This is a genomic window from Micromonospora sp. C95 (assembly GCF_018070465.1).
GTDB lineage: Bacteria > Actinomycetota > Actinomycetes > Mycobacteriales > Micromonosporaceae > Micromonospora.
The window spans coordinates 25863-40962 of record NZ_JAGPXT010000008.1; the positions used below are offsets into that span (position 1 = coordinate 25863).

Annotated in this window: 11 protein-coding genes and 1 pseudogene; 11 read left to right on the forward strand and 1 reads right to left on the reverse strand. The window is 73.1% G+C overall.

What is annotated here, in order from left to right; all coding sequences use genetic code 11:
* The first annotated feature begins 1 nt into the window (after nt 1).
* The 9 genes and pseudogenes from KBX00_RS11925 (at nt 2) to KBX00_RS11965 (ending at nt 11222) form a co-directional block, all read left to right on the forward strand.
* Nucleotides 2-1432, forward strand: a complete 1431-nt coding sequence (locus KBX00_RS11925; protein WP_210826239.1) for an aldehyde dehydrogenase family protein — start codon at nt 2-4, stop codon at nt 1430-1432.
* Nucleotides 1425-2249, forward strand: a complete 825-nt coding sequence (locus KBX00_RS11930; RefSeq protein WP_210826241.1) for an aldehyde dehydrogenase family protein — start codon at nt 1425-1427, stop codon at nt 2247-2249. Before KBX00_RS11925 ends, KBX00_RS11930 begins: the two co-directional genes overlap by 8 nt.
* 621 nt (nt 2250-2870) lie before the next feature.
* Nucleotides 2871-3299: pseudogene (locus KBX00_RS11935) on the forward strand (BlaI/MecI/CopY family transcriptional regulator); the annotation flags it as partial.
* 190 nt (nt 3300-3489) lie between these two features.
* Nucleotides 3490-4395 (forward strand): M56 family metallopeptidase, encoded by a 906-nt coding sequence (locus KBX00_RS11940; RefSeq protein ID WP_210826243.1) that lies wholly within the window; start codon nt 3490-3492, stop codon nt 4393-4395.
* Nucleotides 4396-4510: 115 nt separating this feature from the next.
* A complete protein-coding gene (locus tag KBX00_RS11945) occupies nt 4511-5764 on the forward strand; it encodes a cytochrome ubiquinol oxidase subunit I (RefSeq protein WP_210826245.1) in 1254 nt (417 codons plus the stop codon).
* A gap of 10 nt (nt 5765-5774) precedes the next feature.
* On the forward strand, nt 5775-6782 hold the full coding sequence (locus KBX00_RS11950) for a cytochrome d ubiquinol oxidase subunit II (RefSeq protein ID WP_210826247.1): 1008 nt from the start codon (nt 5775-5777) through the stop codon (nt 6780-6782).
* The gene (gene cydD / locus KBX00_RS11955; protein WP_210826249.1) at nt 6779-8452 is read left to right on the forward strand and encodes a thiol reductant ABC exporter subunit CydD; all 1674 of its coding nucleotides are present in this window, start codon (nt 6779-6781) and stop codon (nt 8450-8452) included. The genes KBX00_RS11950 and cydD overlap by 4 nt, the downstream gene beginning before the upstream one ends.
* Nucleotides 8453-8608: 156 nt before the next feature.
* A complete protein-coding gene (gene cydC / locus KBX00_RS11960) occupies nt 8609-10483 on the forward strand; it encodes a thiol reductant ABC exporter subunit CydC (RefSeq protein ID WP_210826251.1) in 1875 nt (624 codons plus the stop codon).
* A 67-nt stretch (nt 10484-10550) separates the two neighbouring features.
* Entirely contained in the window at nt 10551-11222 is a 672-nt protein-coding gene (locus KBX00_RS11965; RefSeq protein ID WP_210826253.1) for a permease prefix domain 1-containing protein, read from the forward strand.
* A 2-nt stretch (nt 11223-11224) separates the two neighbouring features.
* Here KBX00_RS11965 and KBX00_RS11970 read toward each other — a convergent pair whose 3' ends face one another.
* A complete protein-coding gene (locus KBX00_RS11970; protein ID WP_210826255.1) occupies nt 11225-11566 on the reverse strand; it encodes a PadR family transcriptional regulator in 342 nt (113 codons plus the stop codon).
* A gap of 79 nt (nt 11567-11645) precedes the next feature.
* Here KBX00_RS11970 and KBX00_RS11975 point away from each other — a divergent pair, with 79 nt between their 5' ends.
* A complete protein-coding gene (locus KBX00_RS11975) occupies nt 11646-12662 on the forward strand; it encodes a DNA primase (protein ID WP_210826256.1) in 1017 nt (338 codons plus the stop codon).
* 64 nt (nt 12663-12726) lie between these two features.
* Nucleotides 12727-15051, forward strand: coding sequence for a transposase (locus tag KBX00_RS11980; protein ID WP_210826258.1), 2325 nt, complete (start codon nt 12727-12729; stop codon nt 15049-15051).
* The last annotated feature ends 49 nt before the right edge of the window (nt 15052-15100 follow it).

Sequence of the window (15100 nt, forward strand, 5' to 3'; positions counted from 1 at the left end):
GATGTTCGAATACGCACCCGCCCCCGAGTCACGCTCGGTGGTAGACCTCAAGCCCTCGTACGGGCTCTTCGTCGACGGTAAGTTCGTCGACCCGGCCGACGGTGGCAGCTTCAAGTCGATCAACCCGGCCTCCGAGGAGGTGCTGGCCGAGGTCGCCGAGGGCGGCGCGCAGGACGTGGACCGCGCGGTCCGGGCGGCCCGCAAGGCGTACGAGAAGGTCTGGGGGCCGATGTCGGGCCGGGACCGGGCCAAGTACCTGTTCCGGATCGCCCGGATCATCCAGGAGCGCTCGCGTGAGCTGGCCGTGCTCGAGTCACTGGACAACGGCAAGCCGATCAGGGAGTCCCGTGACGTCGACCTGCCGCTGGTCGCCGCGCACTTCTTCTACTACGCCGGCTGGGCCGACAAGCTGCCGCACGCCGGCTTCGGTTCCAACCCGCGGCCACTCGGGGTGGCGGCGCAGGTCATCCCGTGGAACTTCCCGCTGCTGATGCTGGCCTGGAAGATCGCCCCGGCGCTGGCCGCCGGCAACACGGTGGTGCTGAAGCCGGCCGAGACCACCCCGCTCACCGCGCTGCTGTTCGCCGAGATCTGTCAGCAGGCCGACCTGCCGGCTGGTGTGGTCAACATCGTCACCGGTGCCGGTGAGACCGGCCGGGCACTCGTCGAGCACGACGGCGTGGACAAGGTCGCCTTCACCGGCTCCACCGACGTCGGCCGGGCCATCGCCCGCGCGGTCGCCGGCAGCCGCAAGAAGCTCACCCTGGAACTCGGCGGCAAGGCCGCCAACATCGTCTTCGACGACGCCCCGGTCGACCAGGCCGTCGAGGGCATCGTCAACGGGATCTTCTTCAACCAGGGGCACGTCTGCTGCGCCGGTTCCCGGCTACTGATCCAGGAGTCCGTCGCCGAGCAGGTGCTCGAATCACTCAAGCGCCGGATGGCCCAGCTGCGGCTCGGCGACCCGCTGGACAAGAACACCGACATCGGGGCCATCAACTCGGCCGCCCAGCTCTCCCGCATCCGCGAGCTGACGGCGGCCGGTGCCGCCGAGGGCGCGCAGCAGTGGTCACCGCCGTGTGAGCTGCCCGAGCGGGGCTTCTGGTTCGCGCCGACCATCTTCACCGGCGTCACCCAGGCGCACCGGATCGCCCGCGAGGAGATCTTCGGCCCGGTGCTGTCCGTGCTCACCTTCCGCACCCCGGCCGAGGCCGTCGAGAAGGCCAACAACACGCCGTACGGGCTGTCGGCGGGGATCTGGACCGAGAAGGGCTCCCGGATCCTGTGGATGGCCGACCGACTGCGCGCCGGGGTGGTGTGGGCCAACACGTTCAACAAGTTCGACCCCACCTCGCCGTTCGGTGGCTACAAGGAGTCGGGCTACGGTCGCGAGGGCGGCCGGCACGGGCTGGAGGCGTACCTCAATGTCTGAGCGGGTCGCGGTACGCAAGACGTACAAGCTCTTCGTCGGCGGGAAGTTCCCGCGTAGCGAGTCGGGACGGTCGTATCTCGTGCAGGACTCCAACGTCTCACTGGCCTCGCGCAAGGACGCGCGGGACGCGGTGGTGGCCGCCCGCGCGGCGGTGAAGGGCTGGGCCGGGGCGACCGCGTACAACCGGGGTCAGATCCTCTACCGGGTCGCCGAGATGCTGGAGGGCCGGCGCGAGCAGTTCGTCGCGCTCGGTGTGCCGGGCGACGAGGTGGACGCGGCGACCGACCGCTGGGTCTGGTACGCCGGCTGGTCGGACAAGCTCCCGCAGGTGTACGGGGGCGCGAACCCGGTCGCCGGGCCGTACTTCAACCTGTCGGCACCCGAGCCGACGGGTGTGGTGGCGGTGGTCGCCCCCGAGACACCGGCCCTGCTCGGGCTGGTCAGCGTGATCGCCCCGGCGATCGTCACCGGCAACACGGTGGTGGTGGCCGCCTCGCCGACGGCACCGCTGGCCGCGGTGACCCTGGCCGAGGTGCTGGCCACCTCGGACCTGCCGGGCGGGGTGGTCAACATCCTCACCGGCCGGCTGTCCGAGACCGTACCCACGCTGGCCGCGCACATGGACGTCAACGCCATCGACCTGACCGGCGTGACCGACCCGGAGCTGGCGGCCGACCTGGAGGTCAAGGCGGCGGAGAACCTCAAGCGGGTGCTCCGGCCCGTAGCGGGCGGTCACGACTGGTCGGCGGATCCGGGGCTCGGGCGGATGACAGCCCTGCTGGAGACGAAGACGGTGTGGCACCCCAAGGGGGTTTGACGCTCCTCGCTCTGGGGGTTTCCGGGGAGCCGCCGCTATTGGGGTTTCCGGGGAGCCGCCGCTATTGGGGTTTCCGGGGAGCCGCCGCTATTGGGGTTTCCGGGGAGCCGCCGCTATTGGGGTTTCCGGGGAGCCCCGCCCGCTCCGGGCGGTCAGGCTTGATCCCGGCGCGGGCGGGGCTCCCCGGAAACCCTGACCTGCGCACGGACCGTTGGCGGGTCACGGCTTCCGGGGCGCTGCCCAACGTCGGGTCCCCGGTCCGCCGACCTTTCCGGTCCGCCGTCCTTCCCGGTCCGCCGTCCTTCCCGGTCCGCCGTCCTTCCCGGTCCGCCGTCCTTCCGGTCCGCTGCCTCCGTCTCTCCCCTTCTCGTTCGGCCCTTCCCGTTCCGTTCTGTTCCGTCGCGTTTCGTTCCGCCTTTGTTGCTTGTTGCCCCGGGTGCTCACTCAAGATCCGGACAACTTCCCGGAAACTGCTGGGTCGACTGGGTGACGAGGCAGCACTATTCCTGAAGTTGCTGCGGTGGGGCGGGCGCGCGTGGGGTGAGGTGGGCGTGGGTGGGGTGGGCGTGGGTGAGGTGGGCGTGGGTGGGGTGGGTCTACTACGGGGGGTAGGATTGGGGGGTGACTCGGCTGGGGGATCTTGAGCGTGCGGTGATGGACGTGCTGTGGGACGCGGTGCCCGGCACGTCGGATGGGGTCACCGTGCGCGAGGTGGCCGACGCTCTGGACGGACGCGAGTTGGCGTACACCACCGTGATGACCGTGCTGGACCGGCTGGCCGGCAAGGGCATGGTGCAGCGCGAGCGGGAGGGCCGGGCGTGGCGGTACCGCGCCGCGGCCAGCCGGGAGGCGTACATCGCCCAACTCATGCTCGACGCGCTCGACCTGGGCGGTAGCCGGGACGCGGCGCTGGTCCGGTTCGCCCGCTCGGTCACCGGCACCGAGGCGGACGTGCTGCGCGCCGCCCTCACGGCGGACGCCGGGCTGACGGCCGACGCACCCGGGCAGGTCGGGCCGGCAGGTGACGCACCGAAGCGGACCCCGACGGCAGCCGAGGCACCCGGGCAGAACCGGACGACAGACGACGCACCCGGGCAGAACCGGACGACAGGCGATGTGTCAGGGCAGGCGGTGGACGGCCTTGCGCGCGGGCTGACCGAACGGGTGGAGACGCCGCTAGCCGACCGGGCGGCGCAGCCCGGCCTGGCCGACGAGGCCGTGGAGCGGTAGGGGCGACGCCGTGGCGCACACCCTGCACTTCGCCGCCTCGATGGTGGCCTGCTGGCTGATCGCCCAGGTGCTGGCCCGCTCCACCTGGACGTGGCGCAGCCCCCGGGTGGCGATCCTGTGCTGGCAGGCGATCGGCCTGGGGGCCGGCCTCTCCGCGATGGGTCTGCCGATCGCGTTGGGTCTGGCGCCGTACCAGCGGGGCACCGGCAGCGCCCTGCTGGCGCTGGTCGGCGACCTTTGGCACAGCACCCTGCCAGCCGACCTCGGTGCCGTGCACCTGGGGTTGGTCGGCGTCGGTCTCGGCATCGGGGCGGTGCTGCTGACCACGACGGTACGCAGCATCCACGGTGCCGTACGCGCCCAGCGTCGGCATCGGGAGCTGCTCACCCTGGTCGCCCGACGGGATCCGACCGTGCCCGGTGCGCTGGTGCTCGACCACCCGGGTGCAGCGGCGTACTGCCTTCCCGGGGTGAAGCCCCGCGTGGTGGTGAGCGCCGGCACGCTCAGCCTGCTCGACCGGGCCGAACTGGCGGCTGTGCTCACCCACGAGCGGGCGCACGCGCAGGAGCGGCACGATCTGGTGCTGCTGCCGTTCACCGCGCTCTGCCGAGCGCTGCCCTGGTTCGGCTGGGTCCGCGAGGCGCACGAGCGGGTTTCCCTGCTGGTCGAGATGCGCGCCGACGACAAGGCCCGCGAGTTGCACGCCGAGGCCCCGCTGGCCGGTGCGCTGCGCCGGTTCGCCGCCGCCGGGAACCGGATCACGCCGGCCGGCGCGCTCGGCATGGGCGATCAGGATCTGGACGTACGGGTGCAGCGGTTGCTGGTCACCGCCCGCCCACCCCGACTGCTCGGCGCCACCGTGCTGGCCGTGACGGCGACCGTGGCCGCCCTGCCGGTCTCGCTCTTCCTCAGCTGACCCGACCCTGAACTAACCCTGATCATGCCGGTCCGGCGCGCATCACGCGCCTATATGTAGAGACGCTATGGGTAGTCTCCCTATCTGCATCGACCCCCGTCCCGGGAGAGCCGACATGGACACCCTGCTCCTCGCTCGCCTCCAGTTCGCCGCGACCGCCTCGGTCCACTTCCTTTTCGTGGCCGTCACGCTCGGCCTGGTCACCCTGCTCGTCGGGATGCAGACCGCGTGGGTGGTGACCGGCAACCACAGGTGGGAGCGGCTGACCCGCTTCTGGGGCCAGCTCTACGTGATCAACTACGTGCTCGGCATCGCCACGGGCATCGTCATGGAGTTCCAGTTCGGGCTGAACTGGAGCGGGCTGTCGCGCTACGTCGGCAACGTCTTCGGCGCCCCGCTGGCCATCGAGACCCTGGTCGCCTTCTTCCTGGAGTCGACCTTCCTCGGCATGTGGATCTTCGGCTGGCACCGGCTGCGCCGTGGCGTGCACCTCGCGCTGCTCTACGGCGTCGCGATCACCGCGTACGCCTCGGCGTTCTGGATCATGGTGGCCAACTCCTGGTTGCAGAACCCGGTCGGCTACGAGGTACGCGACGGCGTCGCCCACCTGACCGACTTCCCGGCGTTGCTGACCAACCCGGCCCTGGGGATGGCGCTCGGGCACGTGCTGTCGGCGGCTCTGCTGACCGGCGGGCTTCTGATGGCGGCGATCAGCGCGTGGCACCTCAACCGGCGCACCACCGACCATGCGCTGTTCCGCACCTCGCTGCGGATCGGGCTGGTCACCGCCGCGCTGGCGATAACCCTCGTACAGGGGTTCGGCTTCGCCCAGTTCGGGCCGGTGGGCGGGGTACAGCCCACCAAGTTCGGGGGCAACCCCGAAGCCGACGCGCTGATCGCCGACTGGACCGCCAGGTTCGGCCCGGGCGACTACCTGCCGCCCGCCCTGTCCAACGTCGGCCTGGGCTTCATGATCCTCATCGGCTTCGCCCTCGGCCTGCTCTGGCTGCTCGTCCCCCTGCTCTGGCGAGACTGGATCATCCGTCTCCGGTTCCCGCTCTGGCTGCTGATGCTCGCCCTGCCCCTACCCTTCGTGGCACTGATCCTCGGCTGGATCGCCCGCGAGGTCGGCCGCCATCCCTGGGTGGCGTACGGGCTGCTGCCGGTGGACCAGGCGGTTTCTCCGGTCAGCCCATGGCTGATGGCGAGCTCACTGGTCGGGTTCACCCTGCTGCTCGGCACCCTCGCCGTCACCAACTGGGTGCTGCTCGCCCGGCACGCCGCCCGTGGTGCCGCCGATCCCGCGCTCGGCCGCCGGCCGGCCCAACCGCCCGCCGACGATTCCCGTCCCGAACCCGCGTTCGCCTGAGGAGCCGGAGATGGAACTCGCCTGGTACGCCCTGCTCGGCCTCTTCTTCGCTGGCTACCTGGTACTCGCCGGCTACGACTACGGCGTCGGCCTGCTGCTCGCCGGTGACGCCGACGTGTCCCGCCGACGCGCCGCGCTCAACGCGGTCGGGCCGTTCTTCCTCGGCAACGAGGTGTGGCTGGTGGCCGCCGCCGGCATCCTGTTCGGCGCGTTTCCCGTGCTGGAGGGGGAGTTGCTCGCCGGCAGCTACCCGGCGGTGGCCACCGCGCTCGTCGGGGTGATCCTGGTGACCGCCGGGGTGCAGCTGCGCAGCCGTCCGGGCAGCGGAGGGGCCCGCGCCGCGTGGGACCGGGTGATCGTGGTCGGTAGCCTGCTCGCCGCGCTCGGCTGGGGTGTGGTGCTCGCCGGACTGCTCCAGGGCGTACCGCTGCAGGCCGACGGACACGTGGCCGGGGTGACTCACCTGTTCACCCCGTTCGCCGCCGCCACCGGGTTGGCCGTGGTGGCGCTGGTGGTGGCGCACGGGGCTAGCTTCCTCGCGCTCCGGTTGCCGGCCGTCGAGGGCGACCGGCTCCGGCCGCTGGCCCGCCGCCTGCTGCTCACCGCGATCGTCGCGGTCGGCACGGCCGCCGTCGTCGGTCTGTTCTCCGACCGGGTACGCGCCGCCGCGCAGCGCCCTGCGGTCGGCGTACTGCTGGCGGTGTTGCTGGTGGCGGCCCTGCTGGCGGCGCGGGTGGCACTCGGGCGGCGGCGCCTCGGCGTGGCCTTCGCGGCCACCGCGACGGCGCTCGCCCTGCCGGTGCTGCTGGTCGGGGCGACCCTCTGGCCGTACGTGCTGGTGTCGACCGTGGAACCGAGCGCGTCACTGACGGTTGCCGACGCGGCCGCCAGCGGACCGACCCTGCGGCTGCTGGGCTGGCTGACGGTACCGCTGCTGCCGGCCCTACTAGGCTTCCAGGCGATGTGCGTGTGGATTTTTCGAGGACGAACCGACGGTAGGGCACCGGTGTACTGGTGAACCGCCGCCCCTTCGACCCGCGGCTGCTGCGCCGGGTTCCTGCCGCCCGACGTGACCTCGCCCTGCTCACGCTGCTCGGCGTGCTCGCCGCCGGGCTGGTCGTGGCGCAGGCCACCGCCCTGGCTGTGCTGCTGGCCACGGCCTTCACCGGGCAACTGGACCGCGCCGCGCTGGTCGGGCTGCTGGCCACGGTCGCGGCCCGCTCGCTGGTGGTCTGGGCACAGGGCGCGGTGTCCGCACGGGTGGCCGCCACGGTCAAGGCGGCGCTGCGGGCCGACCTGTTGGGCGCGGTCGGCCGGCACGGACCCGGCTGGGTCGCCGGCCAGCGCGCCGGGCAACTGGCCACCCTCGCCGGTCGCGGCCTGGACGCACTCGACGCCTACTTCACCGGTTACCTGCCGCAGCTCGTGCTGAGCGTCACCGTGCCGGTCGCGGTGCTGGGTCGGGTATTCCTCGCCGACTGGAGTTCGGCAGTGATCATCGCGCTGACGCTGCCACTCATCCCGATCTTCGGGGCGCTGCTCGGTTGGCAGGCCCAAGCCGCCACCGAGCGGCAGTGGCGACGGCTGTCCCTGCTCGGCGGGCACTTCCTGGACATGGTGGCCGGGCTGCCCACGCTGCGTGCGTTCGGCCGGGCCCGGGCGCAGACCGACGCGGTACGGCGGATGGCCGACGGTCACCGGATCGCCACCATGAAGACGCTGCGGATCGCCTTCCTCTCCGCGCTGGTGCTCGAACTCGTGGCCACCCTGTCGGTGGCGCTGGTCGCCGTCCCGGTCGGCATCCGACTGCTGGGCGGTGGTCTGGCACTGCAGACCGCGCTGCTGGTGCTGCTGCTGACCCCGGAGGCGTACCTGCCGCTCCGGGCGGCCGGCAGCCGGTTCCATGCCAGCATGGAAGGGCTCACCGCGCTGGACGAGGCGCTCACCCTCTCCGGCTCGGCACCCCCGGCACCGGCGGGTCAGGCGGGCGCGTCACCGGACGGACGTGCCGAGATCCGCTTCGAGTCGGTGACCGTCGCGTACGAGCGCACCACGGCGCTACGCGATGTGACGCTGAAAATCCGGCCCGGCGAACGCATCGCGATCATCGGGCCGAGCGGCGCCGGCAAGAGCACCCTGCTGAACCTGCTGCTCGGCTTCGTCCGCCCGACCGAAGGCCGGGTCACCGTCGGCGGGGTCGACCTGGCCGACGCCGATCTGGACGGCTGGCGGCGGCAGGTGGCGTGGGTACCGCAGCGGGCCCACCTGTTCGCGGCGTCGCTGGCCGACAACATCCGGCTCGGCGCCCCCGACGCCACACCGACCGCTCTCGCCGCCGCGGTCCACGTCGCCGCGCTGGACGAGGTGGTCGCTGCCCTGCCCGACGGGCTGGACACTCTGCTGGGTGAGCGGGGACACGGCCTGTCCAGCGGGCAGCGGCAACGGGTGGCGCTGGCTCGGGCGTTCCTGCGCCACGCGCCGGTGGTGCTGCTCGACGAGCCGACCGCGCGCCTCGACGCCGCCGCCGAGTCCGTGGTGCTGTCGGCCACCCGCGAGCTGGTCGCCGGCCGCACCGCACTCCTGGTGGCCCACCGGCCGGCACTGCTTACCGACGTCGACCGCATTCTGCGGGTCGAGGACGGGCGGGTCACCGAGCTGACTCCGGTACCGGCCGGGGAACGCCCATGAGCGAGCGCAGCGAGCGAATCATCGGGTTCGGTGCGGTGGCGCCTCATCGTGACGCCGAGCGAAGCGAGGTGGCGCGATGAGCGAGCGCAGCGAGCGAATCATTTGGCCCAGTGCGGTGGCGCCTCATCGTGACGCCGAGCGAAGCGAGGTGGTGCGATGAGCGAGCGAGTCATCGGGCCCAGCGGACCCCCGCCCGAACTGATCGTGCTGCGGCTGGCCCGGCCGTACCTGAGACGCCTGGTCGGTGCCGGGCTGCTCGCCGCGGCGACCGAGTTCGCCGGGCTGGCCCTGATGGCGACCGCCACCTGGCTGCTGATGACCGCCGCCGGTCAACCCCCGCTGGACCGGCTCACCGTGGCGATCGTCGCGGTACGGGCGCTGGCGGTGAGCCGTGGGGTGCTGCGCTACACGGAACGCCTGGCCGGGCACGACGCGGTGCTACGCCTGGTCACCGATGTCCGGGCCGGGGTCTTCGACACCCTGGCCAGCCGGCGCGGCGATCCGCCCCGTAGCGGGGACGCGCTGAGTCGGCTGGTCTCCGACGTGGAGGCGGTACAGGACCTGCTGCTCCGGGTGGTGGTGCCGGCTACCGCTGCCGGGCTGGTGAGCGTACTGGCTGTCGGGCTGGCCGCACTGGTCTCGCCACCGGCCGCGCTCGTGCTCGCCCTCGGGCTGCTGGTGGCCGCCGTCGCCCTGCCGGCGCTGGCGACCGCGCTGACCCGACGGGCCGCTGCGGAGGTGGCCCCACTGCGCGGTGCGCTCGCCACCGACGCGGTCGATCTCACCCATGGCGCCGCCGACCTGGCCGCCTTCGGCGCGACCTCGGCGGCGCTGGCGACAGCCGGGCGGCGGGCCCGCCGGCTGGCCCGGCTGGAGCGGCGACTCGCCGCACTCGGCTTCGCCGTCGACGCGGCCGGGGTGCTGGTGGCCGGCCTCACCGCCGGTGCGGTGGTGTACGTGGCCCTCGGCGCCGGCGTGGACGGGGTGCTGGTCGGTGTCCTGGCCGTCGGCACACTGGCCGCCGTGGAGATCGCCCTCGCCCTGGTCGGGGCGGCCCGTCAGTGGACCGGCTTGCGGTCCGGACTGGCCCGGGTCGCCCAGCTCCTGGCAACCGACGACGCGGGCCCCGCCGAGACCGCCCAGACCGCCCAGACCGCCCAGACCGCCCAGACCGCCGAGACCGCCGAGACCGCCGAGACCGCCGAGACCGCCGAGACGAGCGTGACCGGGCCGTCCGGCACGCCCGCTGGCGGGCGGTCGTTGGGACCGAGGCCGTCGGTCCGGTTCGACCGGGTGACGGTTCGCTACCGGATCGGTGCTCCCGCCGCGCTCGACGGCTTCGACCTGGAGCTACCGCCAGGCCGCCGGGTCGCGGTCGTCGGTCCGAGTGGGGCGGGCAAGAGCACCCTGGCCGCCGTCCTTACCGGCGCGGTGTCCCCCACCGCCGGCCGGGTCACGCTGGACGGGCGGGATGTGTCGGCCTGCCCGGCCCAGGAGTTGCCTCGCCTGGTCGGCGGACTGCTGGCCGAGGCGTACGTCTTCCACGCCACCGTGCGGGATAACATGCTGCTCGGTCGGCCGGATGCGGACGAGGACGCGCTGCTCGCTGCCGCCACCGCCGCCGGGCTGGCGGACTGGGTCAGGGCCCAGCCGGACGGCTGGGACACCGTGGTCGGCGAGGAGGGCGGGCAGCTCTCCGGTGGGCAACGTCAGCGGCTGGCGCTGGCCCGCGCCCTGCTGGCCGCACCCGGCGTACTGGTGCTCGACGAGCCCACCGAGGGCCTCGACCCAATCGCCGCCGACCAGGTGCTGGCCAGCACGTTGGCCTCGACCTCCGCCGGGCACTCGGTGCTGCTGATCACCCACCGGCTCAGCGGCCTCGCCGAACTCGACGAGATCGTGGTGCTGGACGGCGGCCGGGTCGTGCAGCGAGGCCGGCACCCGGCGCTCGTGGCGGCACCCGGGTGGTACCGGGATCAGTGGGTGTTGCAGCAGGCCGCCGAGCACGGATACCTAGCCCTGTCGGGCTGATCCGTCGGGGCGCCCTCCGGGATGTCCCCGAGGCCTGAACACCAGCTGGCATGGCAGGGTTGGGGCCATGCCGGTCAGGGATGACACGTTGGTCGAGGAGCACCTGCGGCAGCTCGCCGGCCGGCTCCATGGGCCACGGCGGTTGCGGGCCGACCTGATGACCGAGGCCCGCCACGGGCTGCTCGACGCCGTCGAGGCGTACCGGGACAGTGGCCTGCCGGCGGGTGAGGCGTCGCGACAGGCGGTCGCCGACTTCGGCACGCCGGATCAGCTGGCCTCGGCCTACCAGGCCGAACTCGCGGTGGCCGCGCTGCGCGGGCTGTCGCTGCGAGTGGTCGCCTTCGCCGCGACCGGCTCGATCGCCGGTGATCTGACCTGGCACGGATCGAGTTGGAGCACCGGCCCACCACCACCCTCGGGTTACCTGCTCTTGTCACAGTCGGTGGAGTGGATCTGGGCAGGGGCGTTCCTGTTCGGTCTGGCCGGGCTGGCACTGGTCGCGGCCACGGCCCGCTCGGCGCGGCCGGCACTTACCGCCCTGGCGCGCGGCGCCGGTGTCGCGCTGACCGGGACCGCCCTGCTGGGCGCGGTGGCCGGGGTCGGTCTGTTCTCCTGGTCGATCCTGCTGTGGGACGCGGCCCTGACCTGGCCGCCGATGATCATCGGAATGGTCGTCGGCGCCGCCGCCCAGGTGTGGCTGGGCAGCGCCGCCCGCACCTGGCTGCTGGCCACCCGCTGACGTCAGCCCGCCGTGGTGGGGGTGGTGCCCGGGTCCAGGAATCGGCCGACCGTGGCACTGAACTGGCGCCACCCGGACCGCTGGTCGGTCAGCGCCCGCCGGCCGGTGTCGGTCAGCTCGTAGGTCCGCCGTTCCCGCCCGTTGACGGTGCTCCACGCGCTGACCACGTGGCCGGCCCGCTCCAGTCGCCGCAGTGCCGGATAGACGGTGCCGGTGGGCAGGTCGAGGCGACCCTCACTGCGCGCCCGCAGGGCCTCGATGATGGCGTAGCCGTGCAGGGCCCCCCGCTCCAGCACGGCCAGGAGCAGGGCGTCGAGGTGTCCGTGCAGCGCCTGGGCGTTCATGCGTAGACACGCTACTTGTTATCCGGGTGGCGAGCCACCGGGGTGCGGCCAGCGGTTACCGAGCGCAGCCAACTAGGGTATGTGCCCAGAGTCACTCACCGGCATCAGCGCCGGGGGTGGTAGCCCGACGCACACGGAGGTCACCGTGGCACGCCAGTCGCCCCAACGGCCGGACGCCGACGAGCCCGAGCTCGATGACACGACCGGCACCAGCGAGCCGGACGTCGCCGAGCCGGCCGACGCCGCGCCCGACGCCGCCGCGGCGGAGACCGCGAACCGCGCACTCTGGGACGAGCTGCGGATCGATCCGGTGGAGATCGCCCTGCCGGCCGGCACCGGCTTCACCCTTCGCGCGTACCGATCGGCCCGTGAGCTGACCCCGACCGACGTGGCCGAGCGGGACGCCGACGACCCCTTCCTCGCCCGTCGGCAGGTCGGCCCGACCGAGAGCGACGACGAGGAGGAGGGTGACGTCGTCATCCTCGACGAGGACGTCGCCCGGGACTTCGCCGAGAGTGAGGACGAGGAGAAGCAGGCGCAGCGCGACGACGACACCACCGAGGACGGCAAGGACGACGCCGACGAGGTCACCGCGGACGAGGCCGGCGACGAGGAGGTGCCGATCTTCCTGACGCACAAGGGCCGGTTGCTGCTGTTCAAGACGCCCGAGTCGCTTGTCAGCTTCGTTCGTTCCGGCGCACCCAACGACCTGTCTCAGCTGGACAGTTGGGGTGAACTGTCCGAACGGGTGGAACCGGCCGACATCGCGCCGCTGGACGATGACGTCTACGAGCTCGACCTCGTCGTGGAGAACCTCCGCGGCGGGCACGACACCTGGGATCCGACGCTGCTCATCGAGGCCGGCGAGGTCGCCCGCGACCTGGCGTACGCCCTGAGGCTGCCCGCAGTGCTGGACATGCTCGCCACCGGCTCCAGTCTCGACGACCTGGACGAGGCGCTCCGGGCGTCGGTCGGCGGCGGCATCGGCGGCTTCATGGGACGGCGTAGGCTGAAGAAGATCGGGGCACAAACCGCAAGCCTGGGTTGGCGGACCATTGTCGGGAAGATCTCTGCGGTCGTGGACTGGCGCGACTGACCCGCACCAGGGACCATCAGTCTCTGGCAGAGAAAGCCCTGAGTCCCGGGAGGAGGACGACGCCGTGGCGCTCGTGCGCGTGTACTGCGGTCTGACTTCGGCGGACCCGGCCGACCGACCGGTCTCGACCGGATCGGCGCTGACGTCCGCTGTGGTCGACGACGCAGGCCGTCTGCTGCATGTCTGCGAGATCGGCGACGACCCGACGGGCTACGCCCGGCTGGTCACCCTGCTCGTGGAACGTTCCGGCGGGCCGAGCGGTGCGGCGATTGCCGCCGACAGCGACGACCACACCATCACCTCTCTGCTCAGCGCCGCCGGTCGCCCGCTGGCGATCGCCGACGACGACTCGGTCGACGACTTCGCCGAGCGGTTCGCCGACGACGACTCGTTGGAGGAGATGCAGTCGCCGCCGGCCGTTCGGCGCGCCGTCGGTCTCGCCCGGTCGCTGCAGGCCGGGGCGCTGTCGGCGGTGACCCTGCCGGCTCCCCGTGAGCTCGCTGGCTACAAGCAGGTCCTCGCCGCACACGCCGCGCTGGCCAGCGGTCGGCACTCCGCCGCGGTCGCGCTGCGCGAGGTGCTCCGCGAGCTCTACCCGGCCGCGCTGCGCGCCTACCCCGACCCCGCCGAGCCGATCCCGCTGGCTGTGCTGGACGCCCTGCCCGAGCCAGGCATGCTCACCGACGCGGCCGGCCGGGGCCGCGACGCCGCGGTCACCGCGGATGCCGTAACCGCCCAGCTCGCCGCCGAGGGCGCGGGTGACGCGGAGGCGATCGACGAGGCGGTCACCGCGCTGCGGGTCGCCATCTCCGAGACCCCACGGCGGGCCACCGTCAACCGGGCCCTGACGTCGGCCGCCGCGGAGACCATCAGGCAGGCGGTCGCCTCGGTGCGGGCCTGCGACGCCGGCTGCGACGCACTCGTCGGCGCCCTGCGCGCCCGCACCGCCGGGCCGACGCCGGCGTCCGGCCGGCGAGCTGCCGCGCGGCGCGGCGAGCAGGTCGGTGAGTTGTCGGCGAGTTCCCCCGTTACCCAGACCGGCCTGCGCTCCGTGCGACCCGGCGGACCCGAGCCGGCCGGTGGTCGCCGCAGCCGACCGGAGCCGGTGCCGGGCAACGTCCCGCCGGCCTCCCCGCGTCCCCTCGGCCCCCCGCCGGTGGCGCCCGCGCCGGTGACTCCCCCGCCGGTGGCGCCCGCCCCCGTGACGCCGGCCGCCGTGGCCGGCCCCCCCGTCGCGCCGTCACGTGCCGACTCGCACCCTTCCCGCACGGACGGTCCAACCAACCGGCCGATCTCCGCTCCGCCCCCGCCGCCGCCCGGGATCACACCGATCGCGCCGACGCAGCGCGGCTCAATCCCGCCCGCCGAAGCAGGCGAGCCGTTCCGGCCGACGCTCACCACCGCGGCGATCAACAGTGCCCGGGCCGAGCGCCAGCGGACCGTCATCCCGCCTCGACCGAAGACGAACGGCGAGCCACCGGCACCGACCGGCGGCTTCAGTGCCACCGACCTCAGCGTCCCGGTGCCGGCGCCCCGTCCGGAGCAGGAGAAGACCGCTCCTCCGGGATCCCGCTCGAACTGGCCGCTGGTGAACAACCCGGACAGCCCGGCCGACACCACGCCCCGCAACCCGGTTGTCGGCTCCTACGAGGACCGGGGGCGGCGCAGCGCTCCCGAGACCCCCACCGACAACGGTGCCGACCGCCGGGTCACTCCGCCCTGGCTCGCCGACGATCTGCCGCCGGAGCCGCCGGTGTTACGACTGGTCGAGCCGCCGCCGCTGGCCGACCGGGCGTTGCGCAACGGGGCCCAGCCGCCACCGGAGGCGCCGCCGCTACGGCTCGTCGACCGGGAAGGCCCCGAACGCGGCAACCGGGGGGCCGAGCGGCTGGACCTTCCGCCGACCCGGCGTCCGGCGGAGCCGTCGATCGAGCACCGGACGCCGCCGGTCTCCGACGAGGGCGACGGCGATCTGCTGATCTTCGCGCAGGCCCGTTCCGCCTGGTTCGTGGGCCACGGCGAGGAGGCCGACCTGGACTGGTCGACAATGGCCGACAGCGGTTGGCAGGCCGCCGAGCAGGCGGCCCGTCCTGCGGTGGGTGCTGAGACGAACGCCGGGCTACCGAAGCGGGTACCGAAGGCCAACCTGGTGCCCGGCTCACCGTTGCGGGAGGAGCGTCCGCTGCGGATCGTGCGCGACGCGGCCAGCCTGGCCGAGAACACGACCGGCTACTTCCGGGGCTGGCGCCGGGGGCAGGAGATCGGTGGGTTCGCGGTCGGCGGCCGTCCCGGGCGGGAATCCGCCGGCGGCTGGGACTTCACCCGCGACACCGGCGATCGCGACGACGATCGGGAGTACGAGTACCGCTCCGCCGGATACCGTTCCTGAGGCCCCACCAGCACGACGCCGGTGAGGTGGGCTCATAGCTTTCCACCTG